This window comes from Synechococcus sp. HIMB2401, from assembly GCF_042883245.1.
Taxonomy (GTDB): domain Bacteria; phylum Cyanobacteriota; class Cyanobacteriia; order PCC-6307; family Cyanobiaceae; genus Parasynechococcus.
In genome coordinates this window covers 565,590-585,202 of record NZ_JBDJKK010000001.1, presented here as the reverse complement: position 1 = coordinate 585,202, position 19,613 = coordinate 565,590, and the positions used below count along the sequence as shown (strand labels likewise).

The 19,613-nt window shown below is 60.0% G+C and carries 22 protein-coding genes, 1 tRNA gene and 1 pseudogene; 12 read left to right on the top strand and 12 right to left on the bottom strand.

All coding sequences use genetic code 11. The features are described from left to right. Positions 1-10: 10 nt before the first annotated feature. Genes ilvD through AAXE93_RS03620 form a run of 3 tightly spaced genes read right to left on the bottom strand, consistent with a single transcriptional unit; the run spans position 11 to position 2,649 of the window. Positions 11-1,684 (bottom strand): dihydroxy-acid dehydratase, encoded by a 1,674-nt coding sequence (gene ilvD / locus AAXE93_RS03630; RefSeq protein WP_390128198.1) that lies wholly within the window; start codon positions 1,682-1,684, stop codon positions 11-13. Between the two features lie 44 nt (positions 1,685-1,728). Continuing rightward, positions 1,729-2,007, bottom strand: a complete 279-nt coding sequence (locus tag AAXE93_RS03625; RefSeq protein ID WP_390128196.1) for a hypothetical protein — start codon at positions 2,005-2,007, stop codon at positions 1,729-1,731. Between the two features lie 24 nt (positions 2,008-2,031). Beyond that, on the bottom strand, positions 2,032-2,649 hold the full coding sequence (locus tag AAXE93_RS03620; protein WP_390128194.1) for a uracil phosphoribosyltransferase: 618 nt from the start codon (positions 2,647-2,649) through the stop codon (positions 2,032-2,034). Positions 2,650-2,722: 73 nt separating this feature from the next. Here AAXE93_RS03620 and AAXE93_RS03615 point away from each other — a divergent pair, with 73 nt between their 5' ends. Next, a complete protein-coding gene (locus AAXE93_RS03615) occupies positions 2,723-3,214 on the top strand; it encodes a pentapeptide repeat-containing protein (protein ID WP_244273103.1) in 492 nt (163 codons plus the stop codon). A 5-nt stretch (positions 3,215-3,219) separates the two neighbouring features. Further along, positions 3,220-4,326: a cobalamin biosynthesis protein CobW gene (cobW, locus tag AAXE93_RS03610; protein WP_390128192.1), complete on the top strand. Its 1,107-nt coding sequence runs from the start codon at positions 3,220-3,222 to the stop codon at positions 4,324-4,326. Here the strand turns inward: cobW and AAXE93_RS03605 are convergent. Next, positions 4,263-5,129 (bottom strand): EamA family transporter, encoded by an 867-nt coding sequence (locus AAXE93_RS03605; RefSeq protein WP_390128190.1) that lies wholly within the window; start codon positions 5,127-5,129, stop codon positions 4,263-4,265. The genes cobW and AAXE93_RS03605 overlap by 64 nt on opposite strands. A 284-nt stretch (positions 5,130-5,413) precedes the next feature. Between AAXE93_RS03605 and AAXE93_RS03600 the strand changes: the two are divergent. After that, a pseudogene (locus AAXE93_RS03600) lies at positions 5,414-5,976 on the top strand (DUF389 domain-containing protein). 6 nt (positions 5,977-5,982) lie between these two features. Then, the gene (locus tag AAXE93_RS03595; RefSeq protein ID WP_390128188.1) at positions 5,983-6,312 is read left to right on the top strand and encodes a hypothetical protein; all 330 of its coding nucleotides are present in this window, start codon (positions 5,983-5,985) and stop codon (positions 6,310-6,312) included. A gap of 34 nt (positions 6,313-6,346) precedes the next feature. On the opposite strand, the gene AAXE93_RS03590 is transcribed toward AAXE93_RS03595, so the two are convergent. Further along, positions 6,347-7,300: an SDR family NAD(P)-dependent oxidoreductase gene (locus AAXE93_RS03590; protein WP_390128186.1), complete on the bottom strand. Its 954-nt coding sequence runs from the start codon at positions 7,298-7,300 to the stop codon at positions 6,347-6,349. Further along, positions 7,287-8,093, bottom strand: coding sequence for an SdiA-regulated domain-containing protein (locus AAXE93_RS03585; protein WP_390128184.1), 807 nt, complete (start codon positions 8,091-8,093; stop codon positions 7,287-7,289). Before AAXE93_RS03585 ends, AAXE93_RS03590 begins: the two co-directional genes overlap by 14 nt. A 92-nt stretch (positions 8,094-8,185) precedes the next feature. Here AAXE93_RS03585 and AAXE93_RS03580 point away from each other — a divergent pair, with 92 nt between their 5' ends. The 3 genes from AAXE93_RS03580 to AAXE93_RS03570 all read left to right on the top strand — a co-directional run bounded on the left by AAXE93_RS03580 (position 8,186) and on the right by AAXE93_RS03570 (position 9,780). After that, entirely contained in the window at positions 8,186-8,728 is a 543-nt protein-coding gene (locus AAXE93_RS03580) for a TIGR00730 family Rossman fold protein (RefSeq protein ID WP_390128181.1), read from the top strand. Further along, entirely contained in the window at positions 8,728-9,423 is a 696-nt protein-coding gene (locus tag AAXE93_RS03575; RefSeq protein ID WP_390128179.1) for an SDR family NAD(P)-dependent oxidoreductase, read from the top strand. Before AAXE93_RS03580 ends, AAXE93_RS03575 begins: the two co-directional genes overlap by 1 nt. Positions 9,424-9,492: 69 nt before the next feature. Continuing rightward, positions 9,493-9,780, top strand: a complete 288-nt coding sequence (locus AAXE93_RS03570; RefSeq protein WP_390128673.1) for a hypothetical protein — start codon at positions 9,493-9,495, stop codon at positions 9,778-9,780. Positions 9,781-10,227: 447 nt separating this feature from the next. Here the strand turns inward: AAXE93_RS03570 and AAXE93_RS03565 are convergent, their stop codons facing one another. Further along, positions 10,228-10,644, bottom strand: coding sequence for a hypothetical protein (locus AAXE93_RS03565; RefSeq protein ID WP_370593129.1), 417 nt, complete (start codon positions 10,642-10,644; stop codon positions 10,228-10,230). A gap of 2 nt (positions 10,645-10,646) precedes the next feature. Beyond that, the gene (locus AAXE93_RS03560) at positions 10,647-10,883 is read right to left on the bottom strand and encodes a hypothetical protein (RefSeq protein ID WP_006850194.1); all 237 of its coding nucleotides are present in this window, start codon (positions 10,881-10,883) and stop codon (positions 10,647-10,649) included. Between the two features lie 365 nt (positions 10,884-11,248). Here AAXE93_RS03560 and AAXE93_RS03555 point away from each other — a divergent pair, with 365 nt between their 5' ends. Next, the gene (locus AAXE93_RS03555; protein WP_390128176.1) at positions 11,249-11,644 is read left to right on the top strand and encodes a hypothetical protein; all 396 of its coding nucleotides are present in this window, start codon (positions 11,249-11,251) and stop codon (positions 11,642-11,644) included. A 425-nt stretch (positions 11,645-12,069) separates the two neighbouring features. Here the strand turns inward: AAXE93_RS03555 and AAXE93_RS03550 are convergent. Together AAXE93_RS03550 and nrdJ are read right to left on the bottom strand one after the other, a co-directional pair. Then, positions 12,070-12,156 (bottom strand) — tRNA-Ser (locus tag AAXE93_RS03550). A gap of 58 nt (positions 12,157-12,214) precedes the next feature. Next, the gene (gene nrdJ, locus AAXE93_RS03545; RefSeq protein ID WP_390128173.1) at positions 12,215-14,545 is read right to left on the bottom strand and encodes a ribonucleoside-triphosphate reductase, adenosylcobalamin-dependent; all 2,331 of its coding nucleotides are present in this window, start codon (positions 14,543-14,545) and stop codon (positions 12,215-12,217) included. Positions 14,546-14,666: 121 nt separating this feature from the next. Here nrdJ and AAXE93_RS03540 point away from each other — a divergent pair, with 121 nt between their 5' ends. From AAXE93_RS03540 to AAXE93_RS03525, 4 genes are all read left to right on the top strand, one after another. Continuing rightward, positions 14,667-15,344, top strand: coding sequence for a class I SAM-dependent methyltransferase (locus AAXE93_RS03540; RefSeq protein ID WP_390128170.1), 678 nt, complete (start codon positions 14,667-14,669; stop codon positions 15,342-15,344). A gap of 6 nt (positions 15,345-15,350) precedes the next feature. Beyond that, on the top strand, positions 15,351-16,997 hold the full coding sequence (locus AAXE93_RS03535) for a peptide chain release factor 3 (protein ID WP_390128168.1): 1,647 nt from the start codon (positions 15,351-15,353) through the stop codon (positions 16,995-16,997). A gap of 69 nt (positions 16,998-17,066) precedes the next feature. After that, positions 17,067-17,288 (top strand): hypothetical protein, encoded by a 222-nt coding sequence (locus tag AAXE93_RS03530; protein ID WP_025362298.1) that lies wholly within the window; start codon positions 17,067-17,069, stop codon positions 17,286-17,288. 42 nt (positions 17,289-17,330) lie between these two features. Continuing rightward, complete coding sequence (locus AAXE93_RS03525) at positions 17,331-18,026, top strand: CPP1-like family protein (protein ID WP_115132584.1); 696 nt, start codon at positions 17,331-17,333, stop codon at positions 18,024-18,026. 3 nt (positions 18,027-18,029) lie between these two features. Here AAXE93_RS03525 and hslO read toward each other — a convergent pair whose 3' ends face one another. Next, positions 18,030-18,947 carry an Hsp33 family molecular chaperone HslO gene (gene hslO / locus AAXE93_RS03520; protein WP_390128164.1) on the bottom strand — a complete coding sequence of 306 codons (918 nt, stop codon included), beginning with the start codon at positions 18,945-18,947 and terminating at the stop codon, positions 18,030-18,032. A 14-nt stretch (positions 18,948-18,961) separates the two neighbouring features. Continuing rightward, entirely contained in the window at positions 18,962-19,600 is a 639-nt protein-coding gene (locus AAXE93_RS03515; RefSeq protein WP_114989103.1) for an ABC transporter ATP-binding protein, read from the bottom strand. Positions 19,601-19,613 lie beyond the last annotated feature (13 nt).

The following is a 19,613-nucleotide window of genomic DNA, read 5'->3' as shown; positions in this document are numbered from 1 at the left end:
CGCGCCGAATTCAATCGGCGTGGTCGGTGGTTGCACCCCGGCTTGAGCTGGAGACGAGCCGCGCGTATTTGCCGAGAATTCCGTTGCGGTAACGGGGTTCCGGCTTGCTCCATCCCGCCCGGCGGCGATCCAGTTCCGCCTCATCCACGTTGAGTTGGAGCAGCAGCTGATCAGCATCAACCGTGATGCTGTCGCCTTCTTGAACCAGCCCGATCGTTCCACCGACAGCGGCTTCAGGAGCCACGTGACCCACCACCAGGCCATAGGTGCCGCCGCTGAAGCGCCCATCGGTGATCAGGGCGACCTTGTCCCCCAGGCCCTGACCAACGATCGCTGAGGTGGGAGCCAGCATCTCCCGCATGCCCGGTCCACCGACGGGACCCTCGTTGCGGACCACCACCACATCCCCGGCCTTGATCTTTTTGTCGAGGATGGCGGCAAGGCAGTCTTCCTCGCTTTCAAACACCCGCGCCGGGCCGGTTAGAACAGGGGTCTTCACACCGCTGATCTTGGCCACGCTTCCCTCGCTGGCGAGGTTGCCCTTGAGGATGGCGAGGTGCCCTTTGGCGTAAAGCGGATTGCTCAGGGGGCGGATCACGTCTTGCCCGGAGGGCGGCTCCGAGGGCACATCGGCCAGCAGCTCCTCCAGGCTTTTGCCCTCCACCGTTCGGCAGTCGCCGTGCAGCAAGCCTGCATCCAGCAGCAGCTTCATCACCTGGGGAATGCCGCCGGCATTGTGCAGATCAACGGTCACGTAGCGGCCGCTGGGCTTGAGATCACAGATCACCGGCACCCGCTGACGAATCCGTTCGAAGTCATCGATGCTCAGGTCAACGCCGGCGGTGCGGGCAATGGCCAGCAGGTGCAGCACCGCATTGGTGGAGCCACCCACCGCCATGATCACGCTGATGGCGTTCTCAAAGGCTTCCTTGGTGAGCAGATCCAGGGGGCGGATGTTGGCTTTCACGGCCTCCACCAGCACTTCGGCGGAGCGAGCGGCACTGTCGGCCTTTTCCTCGTCCTCGGCAGCCATCGTGGAGCTGTAGGGGAGGCTGAGACCGATCGTTTCGATGGCGGCACTCATGGTGTTGGCGGTGAACATGCCGCCGCAACTGCCAGCCCCAGGGCAGGCATTTTTCTCAACTGCGGTGAGCTGCTCTTCGTCGATCTTGCCGCTGGTCAGTTGGCCGACCGCTTCAAAAGCGCTCACCACCGTGAGATCACAGCCGCCCAGCTTGCCCGGCTTGATCGTGCCGCCGTAGACGAACACCGAAGGGATGTTCATCCGTGCCATCGCGAGCATGGCACCGGGCATGTTCTTGTCGCAGCCACCAACGGCCAGCACCCCATCCATGCTCTGGCCATTGCAGGCCGTTTCGATGGCGTCAGCGATCACTTCACGGCTTACCAGGGAGTACTTCATCCCTTCGGTGCCCATGGAGATTCCATCACTCACGGTGATGGTTCCGAACATCTGTGGCATGCCTCCGGCCTGCCGGGCCGCTTCCTCAGCTCGTTTGGCCAGGTCGTTCAGCCCCACATTGCAGGGGGTGATGGTGCTGTAGCCGTTGGCGATGCCCAGGATGGGCTTGCCGAAATCGCTGTCTCCAAAGCCCACGGCCCGCAACATGGCGCGGTTGGGAGACCGCTGTATCCCCTTGGTGACGGCGTCGGAGCGAAGCATGGAACGGAGCGGACCAGTGGCAATCAAGCCAACCTACCGAGCGCTCATCCTTCGCTACCGAGTCCCTCGAGTTGGGCGCGAACGCGGGCGATCTCCGCGTTGAGTTTTTCCACCCGCTCCTCGAGGTGTCCGTTGCCTGGGCTGTCCAGCACTTCGGAACCGTCCTGCATCCGCGGTGCGTGCAACATCGACTTCTGCGCGCCGTAACGCCTGCGCCTGTCGGCTTCGTTGAGGAGCCACCAGGCCAGGCCTGCAGCACCGAGCACTGCTCCGGTGACCAGAGTTGCCAGGGTGCCTGAGCCCGTGTCGTGCTGCTGGGCCATGGGTGCGTTCAACCTGCCTGAAGATTAGTCATGCCCGCAAGATCTGAGGTTCAGCCGTCGCACAGGGTCACCGATTCCCGGACGAATCTCACCCTGTTCCCCCACGCCCTCGTCAATGCAGGCGGTGTGCAGCGTTAAGTCTGGAATCGCTTCACCCAACAACTTCAGTCCAGGACTGGCGCACAGGGCAGTGATCAGCCGCAGCCGCCGACCATCCACACCCTTGCTCTGGAGCTCCTGCAGAAGCTTGAGGGTGGCCTCACCATCTCTGATCTGGTCAACAAACAGAATCACCCCGGCGTTGGCTTCGATCTCCTGTGGGCACGACCCCAGGCAGAGGGAGGAATCGGGAAGGACGGATCGTCCTCCCTGCCAAAGCTCGAGGCCTGCTGGCAGCACTGGAATGGCGATCAGCGGTACCGATGCTTCAACGAGGGTGCCTTCGGTGTTCCCATGGAGTCCGGGCACCGTCTCCCGGCGATGGGGCAGCCAGTCCCGCAGGGCTTCGTAGGTGAGCCACCGGCCCAGTTCCTGCAGGGCTGTGGCGTAGAGGGCCGCAGGGGTTTCCCGATGCCGAAGCATGGTCAGCCAATGGCCGATCAGGGGATGGGGTGGAACCACCACCCGCAAGCTCATGGCCATATCGACTCGCTCCGCGGACAGTTGCCATAACGTGATTGCTCAAATTACCGGTCTCATGGGCGCCCTTCGACGTATGGCCTCGCTGCTGGCGGTGATCACGCTGGCGTTCAGCACTGTTGTTTGGGCTGAATCAGTGCAGGCCATCACCGCTCCCGAGCTGCGTGGTCAGTTCGCAGTTCAGGAGATCAGCGCCGATATGCACGGTCTCGACCTCAAGGAAAAAGAGTTCCTCAAGGCCGATTTGCGCGAGGTGAATCTCAGCGGCACAGACCTGCGTGGCGCTGTGATCAACACCTCGCAACTGCAGGGGGCCGATCTCCGCGATGCCGATCTCTCCGATGTTGTGGGCTTTGCCAGCCACTTCGAGGGCGCCGATCTCCGGGGGGCCAATTTCACCAACGCGATGATGATGCAGAGCCGTTTCACGGACGCGCAGATCGACGGTGCTGATTTCACCAACGCTGTGATCGACCTTCCCCAACAGCGGGCCCTCTGTGCTCGGGCGGATGGATCCAATCCGATCAGTGGTGTCTCCACCCGTGAGAGCCTGGGCTGCCGTCCTTAATCGTCATGGCAAAGCGTCTGCCGGTGACCGTGATCACCGGGTTTCTTGGGGCCGGCAAGACCACGGTGCTCCGCCATCTGCTCACCCGTGGCGGTCAGCGATTGGCCGTGATGGTCAACGAATTCGGCAGCGTTGGGCTTGATGGTGATCTGATTCGCAGTTGCGGCTTTTGTCCTGAGGAGGAGGTGGACGGCCGTTTGGTTGAGCTGAACAACGGCTGCCTCTGCTGCACGGTGCAGGACGACTTCCTGCCGACGATGGAGACGTTGCTGGAACGGGCGGATCAGTTGGATGGGATCGTTGTTGAAACCAGCGGTCTCGCTTTGCCACGGCCTCTGCTTCAGGCCTTGGATTGGCCCGCCATCCGTAGCCGTGTGCATGTGAATGGTGTGGTGACGCTGGTGGATGGCGAAGCTTTGGCTGCAGGCAGCCCAGTGGCTGATGCTGAAGCGCTGGAGCGGCAACGGGCCGAGGATCCCAGCCTCGATCACCTCACAGCGATCGACGACTTGTTTGAGGATCAACTCCAGGCCGCTGACCTGGTCTTGATCAGTCGGGCTGATTGCCTGGATGCATCAGCGATGGCTGAGGTGCAGGGGCGGATCAAAGACAAAGTGCGCCCGGGTACCCTTCTGCTTCCTGTGTCTCAGGGACAGGTGGAGACATCCGTTGTGTTGGGCCTTGAGCACAAGCCCACCCCCCAGGAAGCCCACACCCACCACGACGACCACCACGACCACGACCATCACGACCACAGCCATGTCGACATGGTCGGCAGCAATGTGCGTGTTGAAGGGGCATTCGACCGTCAGGCCCTCGAGCAGCTGTTGCCCAGCCTGGTCAGCAATCTCCAGGTGGTTCGACTCAAGGGGCGTGTCTGGCTGCCCAGCAAAACGCTTCCGCTTCAGATCCAGATGGTGGGTCCGCGGTTGAACAGCTGGTTTGAAGCAGCTCCCAGCCATGCCTGGCGTCCCGATCAGGGCTGTGGTGCTGATCTGGTGGTGCTGGCTTTGAACGAGGCTGCAGCTCCGGCCCTGGAATCCGGCCTTCAGAGGCTGGTACAGGCCACACCGGCCAAGGCCAGCCCCGCGGCAGCTACGCCTGAGAGCTGAATCGGGTCTCCCTCCTTTCGGCCCACAAAAAGAGCCATCACTGGTGCTGTGGCCATAAGGGTCACCCCTTCTCCAACGGGCATCGTTTGCAGCACCACCTGTTGCAACAGGATTCCCCCGTTGGTTCCGACCACGGTGGCGATCACAAGCTTCCATTGCTCCCGTTGCTTCAGCTTGGTCTGTCTCCAGATCCCTTTGAGGAACGGAAGAAGACCAAGCCATCCGCCCAGCAGCCGGATCGATGCCGTCTGCAATGGGGTGAGGTCGCTGCTGATCAGCACGTGACGGGCCAGAAAGGCTCCGCTCAGGCCACAGACCACGGCAGTGAGTGCCAACAGAAGCCCGATGCCGAAGTCAGCAGCGTTGTCCCCCCGCTCCCCTTGGCTCGTCTCTTTCGCCTGCATGGCAATGAGAACCACCGCGCTTGAAACCAAAAGCGCGCCGAGACCGTTCTTCACGGCCAGGCTGTCCCCCATCACCAGAACCCCAGCGATGCTGGCCAGCACCGGACCGCTGGCTTCCACGGTGAGGGTTCGTCGGGTGCCGAGTCGCCGCAACGCCCCGAGATAGAAGCTGTCTCCGGCCGCAATGCCGATCAAGCCGCTGATCAACAGCAGCAGAACAGCATGCACCTCGGTGTTGTGCGGAAGTGTGAGCAGAACAGGCAGAAACAGCAGGCTGGCCAAGCCGTTCTTCATGGCGTTGAGCCGGATCGCCGTGACTCGCCCTGATAGCGATCGCCAGAGTGCACTGGCTCCCGTCCAGGCCATGGCTGCTCCAAGGGCCGCCAGTACACCCGTCATGGTCTGGTCTTGATCGTTGTGCAGTCTGCTGCGCAGTCGAGAACTCTGTGCACAATTCAGGAATGTGAGGCCTGGAGACGTGCACGGTGCTGGGGCAATTGCTGGAAACCTTGTCGGGGCATTGGGCGGTTCATCTTGAAAGTCGTGTTCCTCGCACGGAGCTTTATGAAGCGCGGATCGCTTCATCCAAGCCATCGCTTGGTTTTTTCATTCTTCTGATCAGCTCTGCGGTGATCGCCAGCCTCGGGCTGATCTCCAACAGCACGGCGGTTGTGATCGGGGCCATGATCGTCGCTCCGCTGATGGACCCCATCCTCAGCCTGGCTTTTGGCTTGGCCGTGAGCGATGGGAAATTGATCCGACGTTCCGCCGTCACCATTGGCTTCGGCGTTCTGGCGGTGATTGCAACCGCGGCGTTGATCAGTTTGGGGCTGGGCATCAGCCATGTGCAGTCTGAGATCACTGGCCGCACGTCTCCCACCTGATCGATCTGGGCATCGCCATCGCGGCGGCCGTTGCCGGGTCGTTCTCGATGACCCGCAAGCAATTGTCGAATTCGATTGCCGGAGTGGCGATTGCTGTCGCCCTTGTGCCACCGCTCTGTGTCAGCGGCATCGGCCTCACGCTTGGCTCGGAAATGGTGGCTGTGTTTGGCCGTGGGACTGTGGCGGGTCTCACCAACCAGATCGCGGAGGGATCGTTTCTACTTTTTCTGGCGAACCTGATCGGCATCACCGTCACCAGCCTTGTGGTGTTTTTGCTGCAGCGTTACGGCTCATTCCGCAGCTGTTGGCGCAATCTTCTGGTCTGGTTGGGATTGCTCGGGCTGTTGAGCCTGCCCTTGTAATCGGCATTGCATGACTTCAGTGTGCGGCAGCAGATGGATGCGGAATTTGGTCGCTTCAAAGCAGGACAATTCAAACGTGTAGCCCTCGCGCGAGGCAACCAGAGGTTGTGGTCAAAAGTTCGTCTGATTTACAGCAGCGTGAGTGTTGTTAACAACAAGGCAAGGCTGGATATTGTGCTCAATGCACCCGAAGATATCTTGGATCAATCCTTTATGAACGATGTCAATCAGCAGATGTTGAAACGAGCCAAAGACTTCGGCTTGGATGACCTTGATGTCAACATCAGTGTGATTCCCAACCGTGTGTACAAGTTTGACAATCAGTCAATGAACTAACGTAATAGATGCTGGTTTGTGAACGGTTTGGCGATCAGCGGGATGGCGTCAAAAAAGAGTTGATCAGATTGTTCGACAACATCCAGAGCATTGTCGCTGTGTCGCTGTTCTTCGCTTCCTCGGAGGGTTCCGTTGGTTTGAATTGATGCCGGCCAGGGCCCAACAGATCATTGCTCCAGTAGCTGAATCCCGGTTGATCAAGTTGTTCATCGATGAGCTGCACCAGCAGTGCCCCTGCCCGCTCAACGCTTTCCGTCAATCGCAAGAGATCTCGAGCGACCAACCCAAACAAGGCCTGCCCAAGTGGATTGGCTTGGCGACTGTTTCTGAAAAACCCCTCTGACGTGCGGGGAATCACCAGCCCCGGACTCCACGCCACGACAGGCAAATCCTGACGCTGCTGGTGGATCTGCAGGGCCATCAGCAGATTGCACAGCTTGCTGTCTTTGTAGGCCTTGTCTGCATTGAACGGACTTTCCCCATCCACCATCGGCGTCCCGGGGCCCTGGCGCAGTCCCAGTAGCGAGCCCAGCCCTGCAGGCTGACCAACCCGTCCTCCGCCGGTGGCTGGATTGTGCACCTCAGAGGCGGTGATCACGATGGCTTGGGTTTGCTCCTTCAATCCTTCCGCCAGAAGTTGATGGGCCAGGTGGTTCACCGCAAACGTGAGTTCAATGCCCTGTGCACTCCAACGTGGGGAGCTGTGGCCGGCGTATTGCAACCCGGCATTGAGCACCAGTGCATCGAATGGCATCTCCTGATGGCGGAGCTGTTCGATCGCCCTGGCCACAGACGCAAGGTCCGCCAGATCAGCAATGCAGGTGTCAACGGAACCCGAAAGAGCCGTGCGGATTCGCTCGGCGCGTTCTGCATTGCGGCAAACAACGGTGAGTGCATCACCACGGGCCAGCAGGATTTTTGCCGCTTCAAGACCAATGCCGCTGCTGGCACCGGTGATCAGAACGCGGCGCTGTTCAGCAGTCGTCATGGAGTTTGAACACGTAGAGATCAGCGTCTCGATCGCTCACCACGTAGATCCTTTTTCGCCCGGGATCGAAGGCAACGCCCTCCGGTTTGCGGATTTGCTTTGGCTTGTCTCCCGTGCTGATGGTGAGATCGAGGCGCTGGAGAACAGTGTCGCCTGCCCAGTCGTACTGGAACAGGCACCGCCCCTTGTCGCTGACGATCCAGAGGGTGTCGCTGCTGCTGTCGTAGCTCAGGCCCGAGAAATCAAGCTTCTCGGCCTTCAGTTCGGGATGCATGAACCCTTGGCTGGCTTGCAGCACTCGTGTGGAGAGGATTGTGGTGAGTGTGGAATTCAGTTCGATCAGCAAACCGGGCTGGCGCTCTTTCACCACAACCACATGGTTGTTGCTGGTGTTCACAGTGATGCCCTCCAATCCGTTGTTGTCCGGAGAATCTGGGAAGTGGTGCGCAATCGTGTCGTAGTTGGTCATGGCTGACAGCGGGCGCCGAGACCGTTCGCGCCGGTTGCTCAGATCCACCACCACCACAGAATTGTTCTGCTCCTGCACCACGAGCAGCTCGCTGTCATCGCCACGGAGTGCAATGCCTTCCAAGTCGTCGAGGCCGATGAAGAACGAGTCACTCACCGACACTCTGCCTTTGAGATCCAGACGAAAAATCGCCTTGGTGTCATCACTGACGGTGTAGAGCGCTGAGCCATCCGCGTTCAACGTCAGTCCGGATGGTTCATTCAGGCCGAGGCCTGGGTCTCGAATCCTGTGACGGCTCAGCAGCTCAAGGCGTATCGAGGTCATCCTCATCGGGACCCGTTCCTGGTGATTCTCGAGGCTTGGCTCGTTTTTGCCAGCCATCGCAGGTGAGGATGAATGGATCACGGCCAGGCGCCATGAATCGAATCGCTGTGTATTGCGGCTCCTCGAGCGGCGACTCGAGCCTGTTCAAGCTTGCTGCCACTGAGCTGGGTGCACTGATCGCCACCCAGGGCATGGCCCTGGTTTACGGCGGAGCTCGCATTGGCTTGATGGGTGCTGTTGCTGATGCCGCTTTGGCGGCTGGAGGGGAGGTGATCGGGGTGATCCCCGAGGCGTTAACGCAAGAGGAAGTGGTGCACACCGGTTTGACCCATCTCGAGGTTGTGGGATCGATGCACGAGCGCAAAGCGCGAATGCTCGATCTGGCCGATGCAGCCGTTGCCATGCCCGGGGGACTGGGAACCCTCGACGAGTTGTTCGAAGCCTTGACCTGGGCTCAGCTTCGTTTTCATGCCAAGCCGATCGGCATGCTCAACATCGATGGCTACTTCGATGCGTTGCTGAGCTTTTTGGATCAAAGCGTTTCGACGGGCTTTCTTTCGCAGCGAAATCGCCAGCTCCTCCTGGATGCAACAACGCCAGAATTGCTGATCGATCGACTCCTCAACGCGTCCTGATGCAACGCACGGTTTTGATTTCCGGAGCCAGTCGTGGCATCGGACGTTCCATTGCCAGACGGTTGCTCAAGGATGGTCACCGCCTCAGCCTTGGTCTGCGGGATCCGCAGGCTCTAAGGGGAACAGACCTGGACGTCGGTACGGTGTTGCATCACGCCTACGACGCCAACGATCCAGCCAGTGTTGAAGTCTGGGTTGACAGCACCGTTCGTCATTGGGGTGCCATCGACACCGTGATCCACTGCGCGGGGATTTTGCATCGAACCCCGTTGTTGTTTGCAGATGGCGATGAGCAGCAGCTCGATGAACTGTGGGCGATCAACGTGAAGGGGCCCTGGTGGCTGACCCGTGCGGCCTGGCCGTATCTGGTTACCAGTGGCCATGGACGAATCCAGGTGTTGGTGTCGATGAGTGGCAAACGCGTCAAAGGTCGAATGGCGGGTTATCCCGTGAGCAAATTCGCCTTGATGGGGCTCTGTCAGAGCATGCGCAATGAAGGGTGGGACAAGGGGATTCGGGTGACCGCCATCTGTCCCAGTTGGGTCAACACCGATATGGCTCGTGCGGTGACGGCCGTTGAACCTGCCGCGATGACCCAACCCGAGGATCTTGCGTCTCTCTCGAGCAGCCTGTTGTCGATCCCCAACGCCGCCGTTCCGTTCGAGTTGGCGATGAATTGCTCGCTCGAAACCTGAATCTTCCGGTGGGGACGATCTCGCCTTCAGAAGACGTCGCTATGGATGACCCAGCGTCCGTGCCTTGCGATGTGTCTTCTGGCGGCGATTGGCCTGCTGGCTCCACGCCTGGTTTTGGTGTTGATGTGGTTGATCAACAGAAGTTTTGTACTGCAGCCCTTCAGTGGCACCAGTGTTCCCAATCCGGTGCTTGCGATCCTGGGTCTGTTGTTTCTCCCCACCACGACCCTCGGCTATTGCTGGGCTGCGGCCTCGTTCGGAGGCGTGTCGTCGTTCAGTGGCCTGTTGGTGGTGTTGATCGGTTTGATCATCGACTTCGGCTTGATTGGTAATGGCCGTGGTGCTGTTCGTCGTTGAAGATCATCCCCGTGGAAAACTGCGCCATCTGCCAGCTGCATCTCGATCCCACAGCGCAAGAGCGGTACGAGATTCAGCGCTCTGAACTCTGGGTTTTGCGGCATCACCCGGACCCAGCACCTCTGCCAGGTTGGCTTCTCTTGGATTCACGAAGGCACTGTTCTGGCCTCGTGGATTTCACGGCGGCCGAGGCTTCTGATTGAGGGTGCGCTGTTCGGGATGCCAGTGATCTCGTGAAACAGATCAGCGGATCTGAGCGCGTGTATGCAATTGCCTTTGGTGAGGGAGCCCAGCACCTTCATCTCCATCTCATCCCACGCCATCTGAATGAACCGGCCTCCAAAGCGTGGGCGGTTGCCGACTTGTACCCGGACATGGATCGAGGCGATCGAGCCTCTGCTGATCCTGCCGTTGTGGCAGCGATGGTGCAACGCTGTCGATCGTTGATCAACGCCCCGGGTTGAAGCGTTTGCGCGTCTTGGTGCCGTTGGCGTATTGCTTGAGATTTCCCAAGGGCCAGCCGAGGTGCCTGAGATGGCTCACCGTGTTTGGCGATGCGTTGAAGCAGTTTTCGCTGTAGCTGCTGGCGATACCGATTTCCTTGAGGGTGAGTAACAGCAACCTCTGCTCCCGGCGTGTACCCCTACGGCTCGCGAGCAGCACGAAGTCGCGTTCGCGAAGCTGTTCACCGATCGCATCGATGTTCTCGGAGTACCCCAAGGAGAGGGTTTGATCAATAGCGCGATAGGCGGTGTAGATCCGCCCCTCAGGATTGTTCTCGAGGGTTTGCACCCTTTCGCTCAGGGCAATCACGGCGTCCATCACCGGAGCCTGAAGCGCTTGTTCGATCTGATCAAGCTGCACGATCACAACCCTCCCACAGCCAAACGTTCATCACAGGCAGCCTCATAGGCGCGGATGGCTGCGCTGGGAATGGAGCCATTGCTCTTGAGTTGGCGCACCGACAGCTCCACGCACTGAAGTACAACGCTGGTCAGCTCACGTCCTTCGCACAGGGCCCAGCCGCGAAGAAGCACATGAAGGCTCGGTGGAACGGAGACCGTGAGCTTCACCTGGGTCTCTCGGGTGGAGGTTTTGATCATGACCCGTCTGCTGCCGGAGCATCCCTAGGGTAGCTCAAGAGACGCTGCCAAGCAACTCATGAGTATCTAAAGGGTGTCTTTGAAGTTGCTTCGGGGTTGCTCGTCGGCATTGCTCGGCCCTGTGGCGTGACAGCCAAGGTGCTGCTCGCTTAGCTGATGCATGGGCCACCCCTTTGAGGCACCAGGCCTGAGCTGTCTGGCTGCAATTGTTGTGCCTCTATGTCGTCAATTCAGGTCTGTCTGGGCTGCCATCTTTCCTTATCCCGGTGATTCCAGGTGTCGATTGTTGAGCACCCAGGCGAAGTTTTTTTATGCAAAATCTGCATATCCATGGATATGATGTTGGTGTGGTTTCTTGGGAGCAGATGAGCGCAACTTCGGTTCAGGCTGACAAGGTCGTCAACGTCAGAATGTCTGAATCGGAGCACACTCTGTTGAAGGCCTACTGCGCTTCGTTGAACCGGAGCATGCAAGACGTGCTTCGTGATTTCGCGTTAATGCAAATCCAGAAGCAACTCTTTTGTTGCCGCCTTGTGCGCTCTTTGATGGATGAACATGGGATCGAACAAGACCCCAGAGTTCGTAAGCCTTGTTTTGGCTACGCCTGTTATTACTGCCGCCATGCAGAGTCCTGCATGGCGGGTGAAACTGATTTGCTTTATATCCCCCGCCAGGAGATACGTGAACTCGTTTCTGAGGAAGCGGCCTATATCTTCGACTTTGATGGCAGCAGCATCGAGGCCCCGGACCAATCGGGGTGATCGAGTTTCGACCCGCCAGTCACTTCACCCACAGACGCACGAGCGTTGACATCAAGAGTTCGATTGAGGCGGTCCTGGCAGGAATCACTTCGAGTCTTGGTTGCAATTTGTGGATGTCGAGAAATCCGAGCACAACCCCTTCAAAAATGCGGACGATTCGGCTCATAGTGATCCTGCCAAGTCGCTAATCGGGCTTGGAAGCCGGACAGAGCGATGTCCGACGCCCTGGTGTTTGACTCCTGCTTCGGCAGGAGTCAAATCCATTTGTTTCTTAAGAAATCTGGTTGTGTAGCCCCGCGAACAGATTTGTCCGTCAAGGTATCGACGTGGTCGAATCGCTCCGGTGATGCATCACCGTCGGCCACACAACATTCTTTGATTGGGAACGAAAGATCTGGAGGATCTTCGTTTTGGTTGGATCAAAACGGAGAGGGTGGGATTCGAACCCACGGTGCCCGTGAAGACACGCTGGTTTTCAAGACCAGAGCCATAAACCACTCGACCACCTCTCCAGAGGGTGTCAGGTGTCCCGCAGGACACCTGACAACTGTATCGGGACGTGCTCCCAGTTCAGTTTTCCGGCTTGGCCAGAGGCAGCAGACACTTATCGGAATCACATCCGGCCGGGCCCGCTTCGGTCAGCTCGCCCTGGTCGTAACGCTGCAGTGCTTCGAAGAAATCACTGCTGACGCGACGCTTCACCACAGCCGATTGCAGCTCCTCGTAGGTGGCTGCATCGATCGGCTCAAAGGGCAGTCGGGGGAAGGTGGCATTGGCATCGAAGCGGGCTAGAAGTGCTGCTGAGATGTAGCCCTCGCCCTTCTCCATGGCTTGATGCAAAGCATCAGCCAAGGGTTCGATTTCGTGCTCGCGGAATTCGATGGTGGCGGAGGTGTTGTGGGCGGTGTAATGCCGCTGCACCTGCATGTAGAAATCGAATTGCGCCATCGCACTGAAGCCGTTGATGTCAACGGCATCAGCACCGGGCAGGTTGGCCCAGCTCACCTCGGTGGGAATCTCCACCAGCCATTCGGTGCAGCGGGGATCGAAGGGGTCATTCAGCAGACGGCCTTCCTCATCCTTGTCGGACTGGGAGGGAACGATGGTGTAGCCGTAGTCCATGCAGGCCATGGCCACGGGGTCGTTCTTGCGGAAGGTGATCCGGCGGATGAAGCGCTGAGCTTTGGGCGGATGCCAGCCGGGGGCAGCACCGGTGAGCAGGCTCTTGGTGCCAGCAGGCTGCACGGTTGTGCAGCGGTTGGGACGACGCAGGCCATGACGGTCGCAGTAGTCCCAGACCGTTTGATTGACGATCTCCTTCCAACGGCTCAGGTAAGCAGCTTCCTGCTCCTTGAAGCGCAGACCCTCCTCGGTATCAGGCCGGCCAGCCTCCCACCAGGTCAGCCATTCCGTGCCGAAGGCATGGACGAAGAAATCGAACAGACCGGTGAAGCTGACGCCAACGATCGGGTCCCATTCACGGCTCTGGCGGTAGCGCTCCACCTCAAAACGATGGTTGAGCAGGCAGGCAACCGAGAGGGCACCTGCACGGAAGGCGTCGGCCTGTCCTTCCTCGTCGCTGGGGTCGATCTGGTTGAGGTGCACCTCGGCCAGATTGCAGTGGAAATCGGCGCCCAGGATCTCGCCGCAGGGATTCAAGCCGTAACGGCTGAGGCGGTGCTCCAGCTCGTCGGCGCCGATGGGGCCATGGTTGTCGGACAGCCAACGCCCCGCTTCCTCTCGACCCTGGTCGCAGTAGATCTCAATGAATTCCGTTCGCAGCTCAGGGGTGGTGAGCAGATCGGCATTGGAGCGAGCGATCGCTTCGGGAGCGAACTGGATCGCGCCTTCGCCGGAGTGGAACTGCTTGGTCACTGCTGCATGCACCACGTCCTTGCTGGGACGGGTGTGATAAACGCGGGTGTGGTTGGCCATCCGCAACGCATCACGCTCGGGGTCGATCCTCCAGTTGCCCTCCTCGTCTTGCTGCCAGAGGTTGTCCTTGGAGGACGCAGCCGCCTGGTCGTCCGAAGCGAACTGGCGCATGCCGGCGCTGCGGCGGATGTTTCCAGCCACGATCGTGACGGCGGCTTCGTCGATCAGAAGGCAGCACTCGACTGAGGTGAGTCGACGGCCCTGGGCCTTGTTCAGCAGCCGAGCAACGCGCCCGTAGAGATCCTTCAGCTTGACGGGGTTGGCCATGCCGCCGAAACCCTTCAGCGTTTCTCCAACGGGCCGCACATCGCTGAGGTCCACCTCGATCTGAATCGGACCTCCGTTGAACCGTTCATCGCTGCTGAGCTCGAGCATCAGCTGGTAGCTGTCCACCCAGCCGCGACGGGTGTCACCCACCTTGATGGTTACCTTGTTGCCATCAATGCTGTGGGTGCAGTCGTCCTGGCGCTCAGCGGCAGGAGTGATGCCGATTTCGCTGACGCTGAGAACTTCAAAGCTGTTGCGCACCACCGGAAGCCGGTCGATCAGGTGCGGCTCGATGATGGCGCCGGTGCCACAGCCCATCATCGCCAGGTCCATCATCAGACCAAAGGCTTGCCAATCCACCAGGTTGGTGGATGTGCAGTTGTAGGAACCCGAGAAGTTTTCGGGCTGCTCGATCCAGCGGGTGCCACCGATCCAAAGCCATCGGCCGGAGGGAAGAGCTTTTTTCTCGGCCTGCATGCGAGCCAGCAGGGCAACTTCCGCATCGTTGAGGTTGCCCAGTTGACGTAGGCCTTCCAGGTTTCGCGCGCCCACCTGACTCCAGCTCTCACGGCCGCTGGGGGTTTTGCGGCTGTAGGTGCGATAGAAGACCGGGTTGGCAGCAGGAGCGGTTGCGGGGAAGTCGCCGAACCCGGCGACAGCTCCCGCAGAGGTCTCCACACGATTTGGAGTGAGGGTCACGTGCGGTGCTGGGACGAAGGACAAGTATCGAAACCCTAACGCCACAGATGGGGGTAGCAAGGTCTCTTTACCACCATCAACAGTGTCCCGTTCAAACTGAGCTCCGAATCGGCAGCAAATGATGCAGCGGCGGCTGGAGCCTGAGTTGATGAACGGCGACACGCAGGTGCAGGCCTATGCCGCTGCCGACTTCAGTTCCGGCGATCAAGCCACCATCGAAGCGATTCAGCGTCTCCTCTCACGCACATCGCCTTTACCGCCTAATCCACTGGTGGTGGACCTGGGTTGTGGCCCTGGAAACATCACGCTTCGGCTGGCCGGCCTCTTCCCCAAGGCTCGGATCATCGGCATTGACGGTGCCGAATCGATGCTGGCTGTCGCCCGGGAGCGGGCCCAGCTGCAGCAGCTGGAGATCTCCTTCCTTTGTCAGACCCTTCAGGAGGTGCTTCGAGGTGCTCTGCTTGAGCAGGCTGATCTGATCGTCAGCAACAGCCTTTTGCATCACCTGCACCAGCCTGATCTGCTCTGGATGGTCACCAGAGACTTGGCAGCACCGGGTTGTCGCACCTTGCACCGGGATCTGCGGCGTCCTGCTTCCGACGCTGAGATTCAACAGCTGCTGCTCAAACACCTGCCATCGGCTCCAGAGGTGTTGCAGCACGATTTCGCTGCCTCGCTGGCGGCGGCCTTCGAACCTCAGGAGGTGACTGCAGAGCTCCACCGGCTCGATCTCGACGAGTTGACGGTGTCGACGGAGGACGAACGTTATCTGGTGGTGTCAGGCTTGGTGAAGTCCTGAAATCCGATGAGCGGCAGTCAAGCGACCACTGATGGTGATCTGGCCCAGGTTTTGGCCTCGGCGGTGGATCGCCGTCGCAACTTTGCGATCATTTCCCACCCGGACGCGGGAAAAACAACCCTCACCGAGAAGTTGCTGCTCTACGGCGGTGCCATTCAGCAGGCCGGTGCGGTGAAAGCCCGGGGTGAGCAGCGCAAGGTGACCTCCGACTGGATGGAGCTTGAAAAGCAGCGGGGCATTTCAATCACCTCCACGGTGCTGCAGTTCGATTACGACGCCACCACGATCAACCTCCTGGACACGCCAGGTCACCAGGATTTTTCCGAAGACACCTACCGAACTCTTGCAGCGGCGGACAACGCCGTGATGCTGGAGGATGCCGCCAAGGGCCTGGAGCCTCAGACCCGGAAGTTGTTCGAGGTCTGCCGTATGCGGCAGATCCCGATCTTCACCTTCATCAACAAGATGGACCGCCCGGGGCGGGAACCGCTCACACTGCTCGATGAAATCGAGTCGGAACTCGGCCTCACCCCCTGGGCGGTGAACTGGCCGATCGGCAGTGGCGAGCAATTCCGAGGTGTGATCGATCGCCGCAGCAAGGAGGTGGTTCTGTTCAGCCGTGCTGAACGAGGCAAGCAGGCCAGTGAGCAACGCCTCTCGCTGGACGACTCTGCCCTGCGCGAGTTGGTGGAAGAGGACCTGCTGGATCTGGCCATTGAAGAAATGGAGTTCCTGGAGGCGGCTGGCGCAGAGCTGGACATCGAGATGGTCCATGCCGGTGAGCTCACCCCGGTGTTCTTCGGCTCGGCCATGACCAACTTCGGGGTCCGTCCGTTTCTCGACGCCTTCCTTGAGATGGCGCAACGGCCGATCGCCCGATCCAGCAGCGAAGGTCTGGTGGACCCGTTGCGTGAAGGGTTCAGCGGCTTCGTGTTCAAGCTTCAGGCCAACATGGACCCCAGGCACCGCGACCGGGTGGCCTTCGTCCGTGTCTGCAGCGGCCGCTTCGAAAAAGACATGACGGTGAAGCACGCCCGCACTGGCAAAGCAATCCGTCTCTCACGTCCTCAAAAGCTGTTCGGTCAGGACCGAGCCGTGGTGGAAGACGCCTATCCGGGTGATGTGATCGGTCTCAACAACCCCGGCATGTTTTCCATTGGCGACACCCTTTATGTGGGTTCGAAAGTGGAATACGAAGGCATTCCCTGTTTCAGCCCGGAAATTTTCAGTTGGCTGCGCAACCCCAACCCTTCAGCCTTCAAGAACTTCCGCAAAGGGGTGAACGAGCTGCGGGAAGAGGGGGCTGTGCAGATCCTTTATGACACCGACGAGAGCAAGCGGGATCCAATTCTGGCGGCCGTTGGACAACTCCAGCTTGAGGTGGTGCAGCACCGGCTTGAAAACGAATATGGCGTGGAAACCCGCCTTGAGCCAATGGGTTTCCAGGTTGCCCGTTGGATCAACGGCGGTTGGGCTGAACTCGAAAAGGTGGGCCGGATTTTCAATTGCAAGACCGTGCGTGATGCCTGGAATCGGCCTGTGCTGTTGTTCAAGAACGAGTGGAATCTCAACCAGCTTCGGGAAGACCACCCCGACCTTGAACTCAGCAGTGTTGCCCCGGTGGTGAGTGGAGTGGAGCCGATCAGTCTCTGAACCGCGCCGATCACCCCATCCACACCTCCACGGCTCTCTCGCCAGAATCGTGTCGCGCCTTCAACTTCCGTGAGTACGTTCTGGCTGCTGAGGAACAGCGCTGACGGCGGCACCGAATACGTGTGTTTCCGTGGTGATGACGAATCGGTGGAAATGCTGGAGGGCTACCACCTTCCTCCGCAGATGCCGTTGATCAAGCGCCGCTCCTGGATGAACCGGGTGGATGCCCTCAGCTGTCGGAGCAGGCTGGAACGCAGCGAGGGTTTTCGTCACGGTGCGCCCCTCTTCTGAACAGGCCCCGATACGCTCATCAAAAGGAACCCGATCGACGCAATGGCAGCCCTGGGTGAATCTGGTCCCGATGCAAACGCAGATGATCCATTTGCCCGTCTCGGCCTGAGCCGTGATGCGGGCTTTGATCAGGTTCAGGCGGCCAAAGCACGCTGTCTCGCCGAGGTTTCCGGTGATGATCAGGCCCGAGCAAAGATCGAAGCGGCCTACGACGCTGTCCTGATGGCTCGCCTGCGGGACCGGCAACAGGGTCAGGTGAGTGCGGCTGCAGCGACGGCATCGGAGCGGGAGGCCATGGCGGGATCCATGCCTTCTCCGCCAGCTCAGGCACCGATGGGCAACGTGTTGGCGAATCTCCGCAACAGGCTGCCCGATCCCTCCCCGACCCTCTCCGGCCTCAAGCCCGACTGGGCCCTGGTGGAAGGGCAGGGGCGTTCCGTTCGCCTGATTGCAGGGATCGTCGGCGTTGCTCTGTTGCTGATCTCGGCCGGGAGCATTCAGTTGGTGCTGGCCCTGGCAACCATCGGCGTTTTTCTCAGTCAGGTTCGCCGTGGTCGCCGCCCACTTGCATCCCTGGGCTGGACGTTGCTGGTGCTCATCCTGGGCTTGGCGGCAGGCTCTTTGCTAAACCTGGCGCTCTCCCCCACTGCTGTTGAACAGCTGGCTCTCAGCCCTCTGCAGATCCAGGCTCTGCCTGCAACTCTGCTGCTGTGGGCTGCAGCCCTGTTCCTGGCCTGAGCATCAGGCCGCCGTCGGTAGGCCGTCAATCAGCTGCTGCAGCTCCGCAGCGCTCACGTCATAACGGTCGTTGCAGAAGTGGCAGGTCAGTTCCGCGCCACCGTCCTTGTCACGCATGTCGGTGAGTTCGTCCCTGCCCAGCAGGAGCAGTGCCGCTTTGCTGCGTTCACGGCTGCAAGGACAGAAAAAACGTAGTTCCTGACTGGCCTCAGCATCGTCGAGGGGTTTGGGATCAAGGTCGGGGAAGACGTCCCGAAGCAGATCCTCCAGCTGGTCTCCACTTGCCGCCAGCCGCTGACTGAATCCAGTGATCTCGTGGCAACGCTGTTCAATCAGCTCCACCAGGGCCGGCTCTTCCGCTGCTTTGGGAAGGATTTGAACCAGGAGGCCACCGCTGGCATGGATGCCGGCGCTGTTCACTTGCTCACCCACAAACACGGCTGAAGGAGTCTGTTCGGAGTGGAGCAGATAGGAGGCCACATCCTCACCAATGCCTCCACTGACGAGTTCAACGGTGCTGTTGAAGGGCTCACCCTTGCCGTCATCACGCATCACGTGGAGGTAGCCGGTGCCAGCGGCCTCCTTGAAGTTGAAGCTGAAATGGCCTGCTTCATCCTGAATCGGGTCGAGTTCCAGGCCCGGCTCGCCCACGTACCCACGAACGGTTCCGTTGCGGCCGGCATCCACCATCAAGTTCTTGATTGGTCCGTCGGAACCGAGGCGCAGGTTCACCCGGCCGTGCCGCACCTTCATCGAACTGGCCAGCATCAATCCAGCGGCCATGGCTCGTCCGAGCATCACGCTGGTGAGGAACGACAGACCATGGCGCTCCCTCGCCTCACGCACGATGTTGGTTGTTGATACTGCCACCAATCGGATGCCGCCCTCAGCGGCTGTTGCACGCACCAGCCGGTCGGCCATATCCCCTCGGAAGCTCAGGGCAATGTAGTCATCGGTTCGAGCCGCCCGCCCTGCAAGCGCAGTCTTTGGCAGTCCCAGTCTTGAAACAGCTCGGGTTCATGGGTGACCACGATCAACACCTGCTCACGGGCGAGGCCGGCGAGCAGATCAAGCACGTCCCGTCGCACCGACCAATCCAAACCTGCGGTGGGTTCATCCAGGAGGAGCACTTCAGCGCCGCGGAGCATTTGCACGGCGAGGGCAAGCCGCCGTTGCTGCCCGCCGCTCAGCCGTTCTGGCGCCGTTGTGGAGGCGATGCTGTCGAGGCCAACCCGTTCGAGCACGCTCTGTTCGCGCTCATGACCGAGCCGCCGATGCCCCAGCCGCAGTTCCTGAGCCACGCTCAGCCCGAGGAAATGGCGCTCGGGAAACTGGAAAACGATGCCGCAAAGCCAGCGCAGCTGCCGTCGTTTCACTGCGCTGCCGTTCCAGCGGATGCTGCCGGATGTGGCTGATGCCAGGCCACTGATGATTTCCAGCAGCGATGTCTTTCCGGATCCACTGGCGCCAGCAATCAGCAGCGGCCGTCCCTTCTGCGTCTGAAAACCGACGCCGTCGAGGATGGGGGCACCGGCAGTCGCAGGTGCATAGGTGATTCCTGAGAGCTCGAGCATGCGTTCAGCTTGA

What these genes read in the sequence shown, in the direction of transcription:
- AAXE93_RS03555 (WP_390128176.1), top strand. Translation starts at nt 11,249, where the DNA reads ATGAGCGCAACTTCGGTTCAGGCTGACAAGGTCGTCAACGTCAGAATG.
- AAXE93_RS03515 (WP_114989103.1), bottom strand. Translation starts at nt 19,600, where the DNA reads ATGCTCGAGCTCTCAGGAATCACCTATGCACCTGCGACTGCCGGTGCC.
- AAXE93_RS03590 (WP_390128186.1), bottom strand. Translation starts at nt 7,300, where the DNA reads ATGACGACTGCTGAACAGCGCCGCGTTCTGATCACCGGTGCCAGCAGC.
- AAXE93_RS03535 (WP_390128168.1), top strand. Translation starts at nt 15,351, where the DNA reads ATGAGCGGCAGTCAAGCGACCACTGATGGTGATCTGGCCCAGGTTTTG.
- AAXE93_RS03575 (WP_390128179.1), top strand. Translation starts at nt 8,728, where the DNA reads ATGCAACGCACGGTTTTGATTTCCGGAGCCAGTCGTGGCATCGGACGT.
- AAXE93_RS03560 (WP_006850194.1), bottom strand. Translation starts at nt 10,883, where the DNA reads ATGATCAAAACCTCCACCCGAGAGACCCAGGTGAAGCTCACGGTCTCC.
- AAXE93_RS03605 (WP_390128190.1), bottom strand. Translation starts at nt 5,129, where the DNA reads ATGACGGGTGTACTGGCGGCCCTTGGAGCAGCCATGGCCTGGACGGGA.
- hslO (WP_390128164.1), bottom strand. Translation starts at nt 18,947, where the DNA reads ATGGCCGACCGGCTGGTGCGTGCAACAGCCGCTGAGGGCGGCATCCGA.
- AAXE93_RS03580 (WP_390128181.1), top strand. Translation starts at nt 8,186, where the DNA reads ATGAATCGAATCGCTGTGTATTGCGGCTCCTCGAGCGGCGACTCGAGC.
- AAXE93_RS03525 (WP_115132584.1), top strand. Translation starts at nt 17,331, where the DNA reads ATGGCAGCCCTGGGTGAATCTGGTCCCGATGCAAACGCAGATGATCCA.
- AAXE93_RS03540 (WP_390128170.1), top strand. Translation starts at nt 14,667, where the DNA reads ATGCAGCGGCGGCTGGAGCCTGAGTTGATGAACGGCGACACGCAGGTG.
- AAXE93_RS03615 (WP_244273103.1), top strand. Translation starts at nt 2,723, where the DNA reads ATGGCCTCGCTGCTGGCGGTGATCACGCTGGCGTTCAGCACTGTTGTT.
- AAXE93_RS03625 (WP_390128196.1), bottom strand. Translation starts at nt 2,007, where the DNA reads ATGGCCCAGCAGCACGACACGGGCTCAGGCACCCTGGCAACTCTGGTC.
- ilvD (WP_390128198.1), bottom strand. Translation starts at nt 1,684, where the DNA reads ATGCTTCGCTCCGACGCCGTCACCAAGGGGATACAGCGGTCTCCCAAC.
- AAXE93_RS03585 (WP_390128184.1), bottom strand. Translation starts at nt 8,093, where the DNA reads ATGACCTCGATACGCCTTGAGCTGCTGAGCCGTCACAGGATTCGAGAC.
- AAXE93_RS03620 (WP_390128194.1), bottom strand. Translation starts at nt 2,649, where the DNA reads ATGGCCATGAGCTTGCGGGTGGTGGTTCCACCCCATCCCCTGATCGGC.
- cobW (WP_390128192.1), top strand. Translation starts at nt 3,220, where the DNA reads ATGGCAAAGCGTCTGCCGGTGACCGTGATCACCGGGTTTCTTGGGGCC.
- AAXE93_RS03570 (WP_390128673.1), top strand. Translation starts at nt 9,493, where the DNA reads ATGTGTCTTCTGGCGGCGATTGGCCTGCTGGCTCCACGCCTGGTTTTG.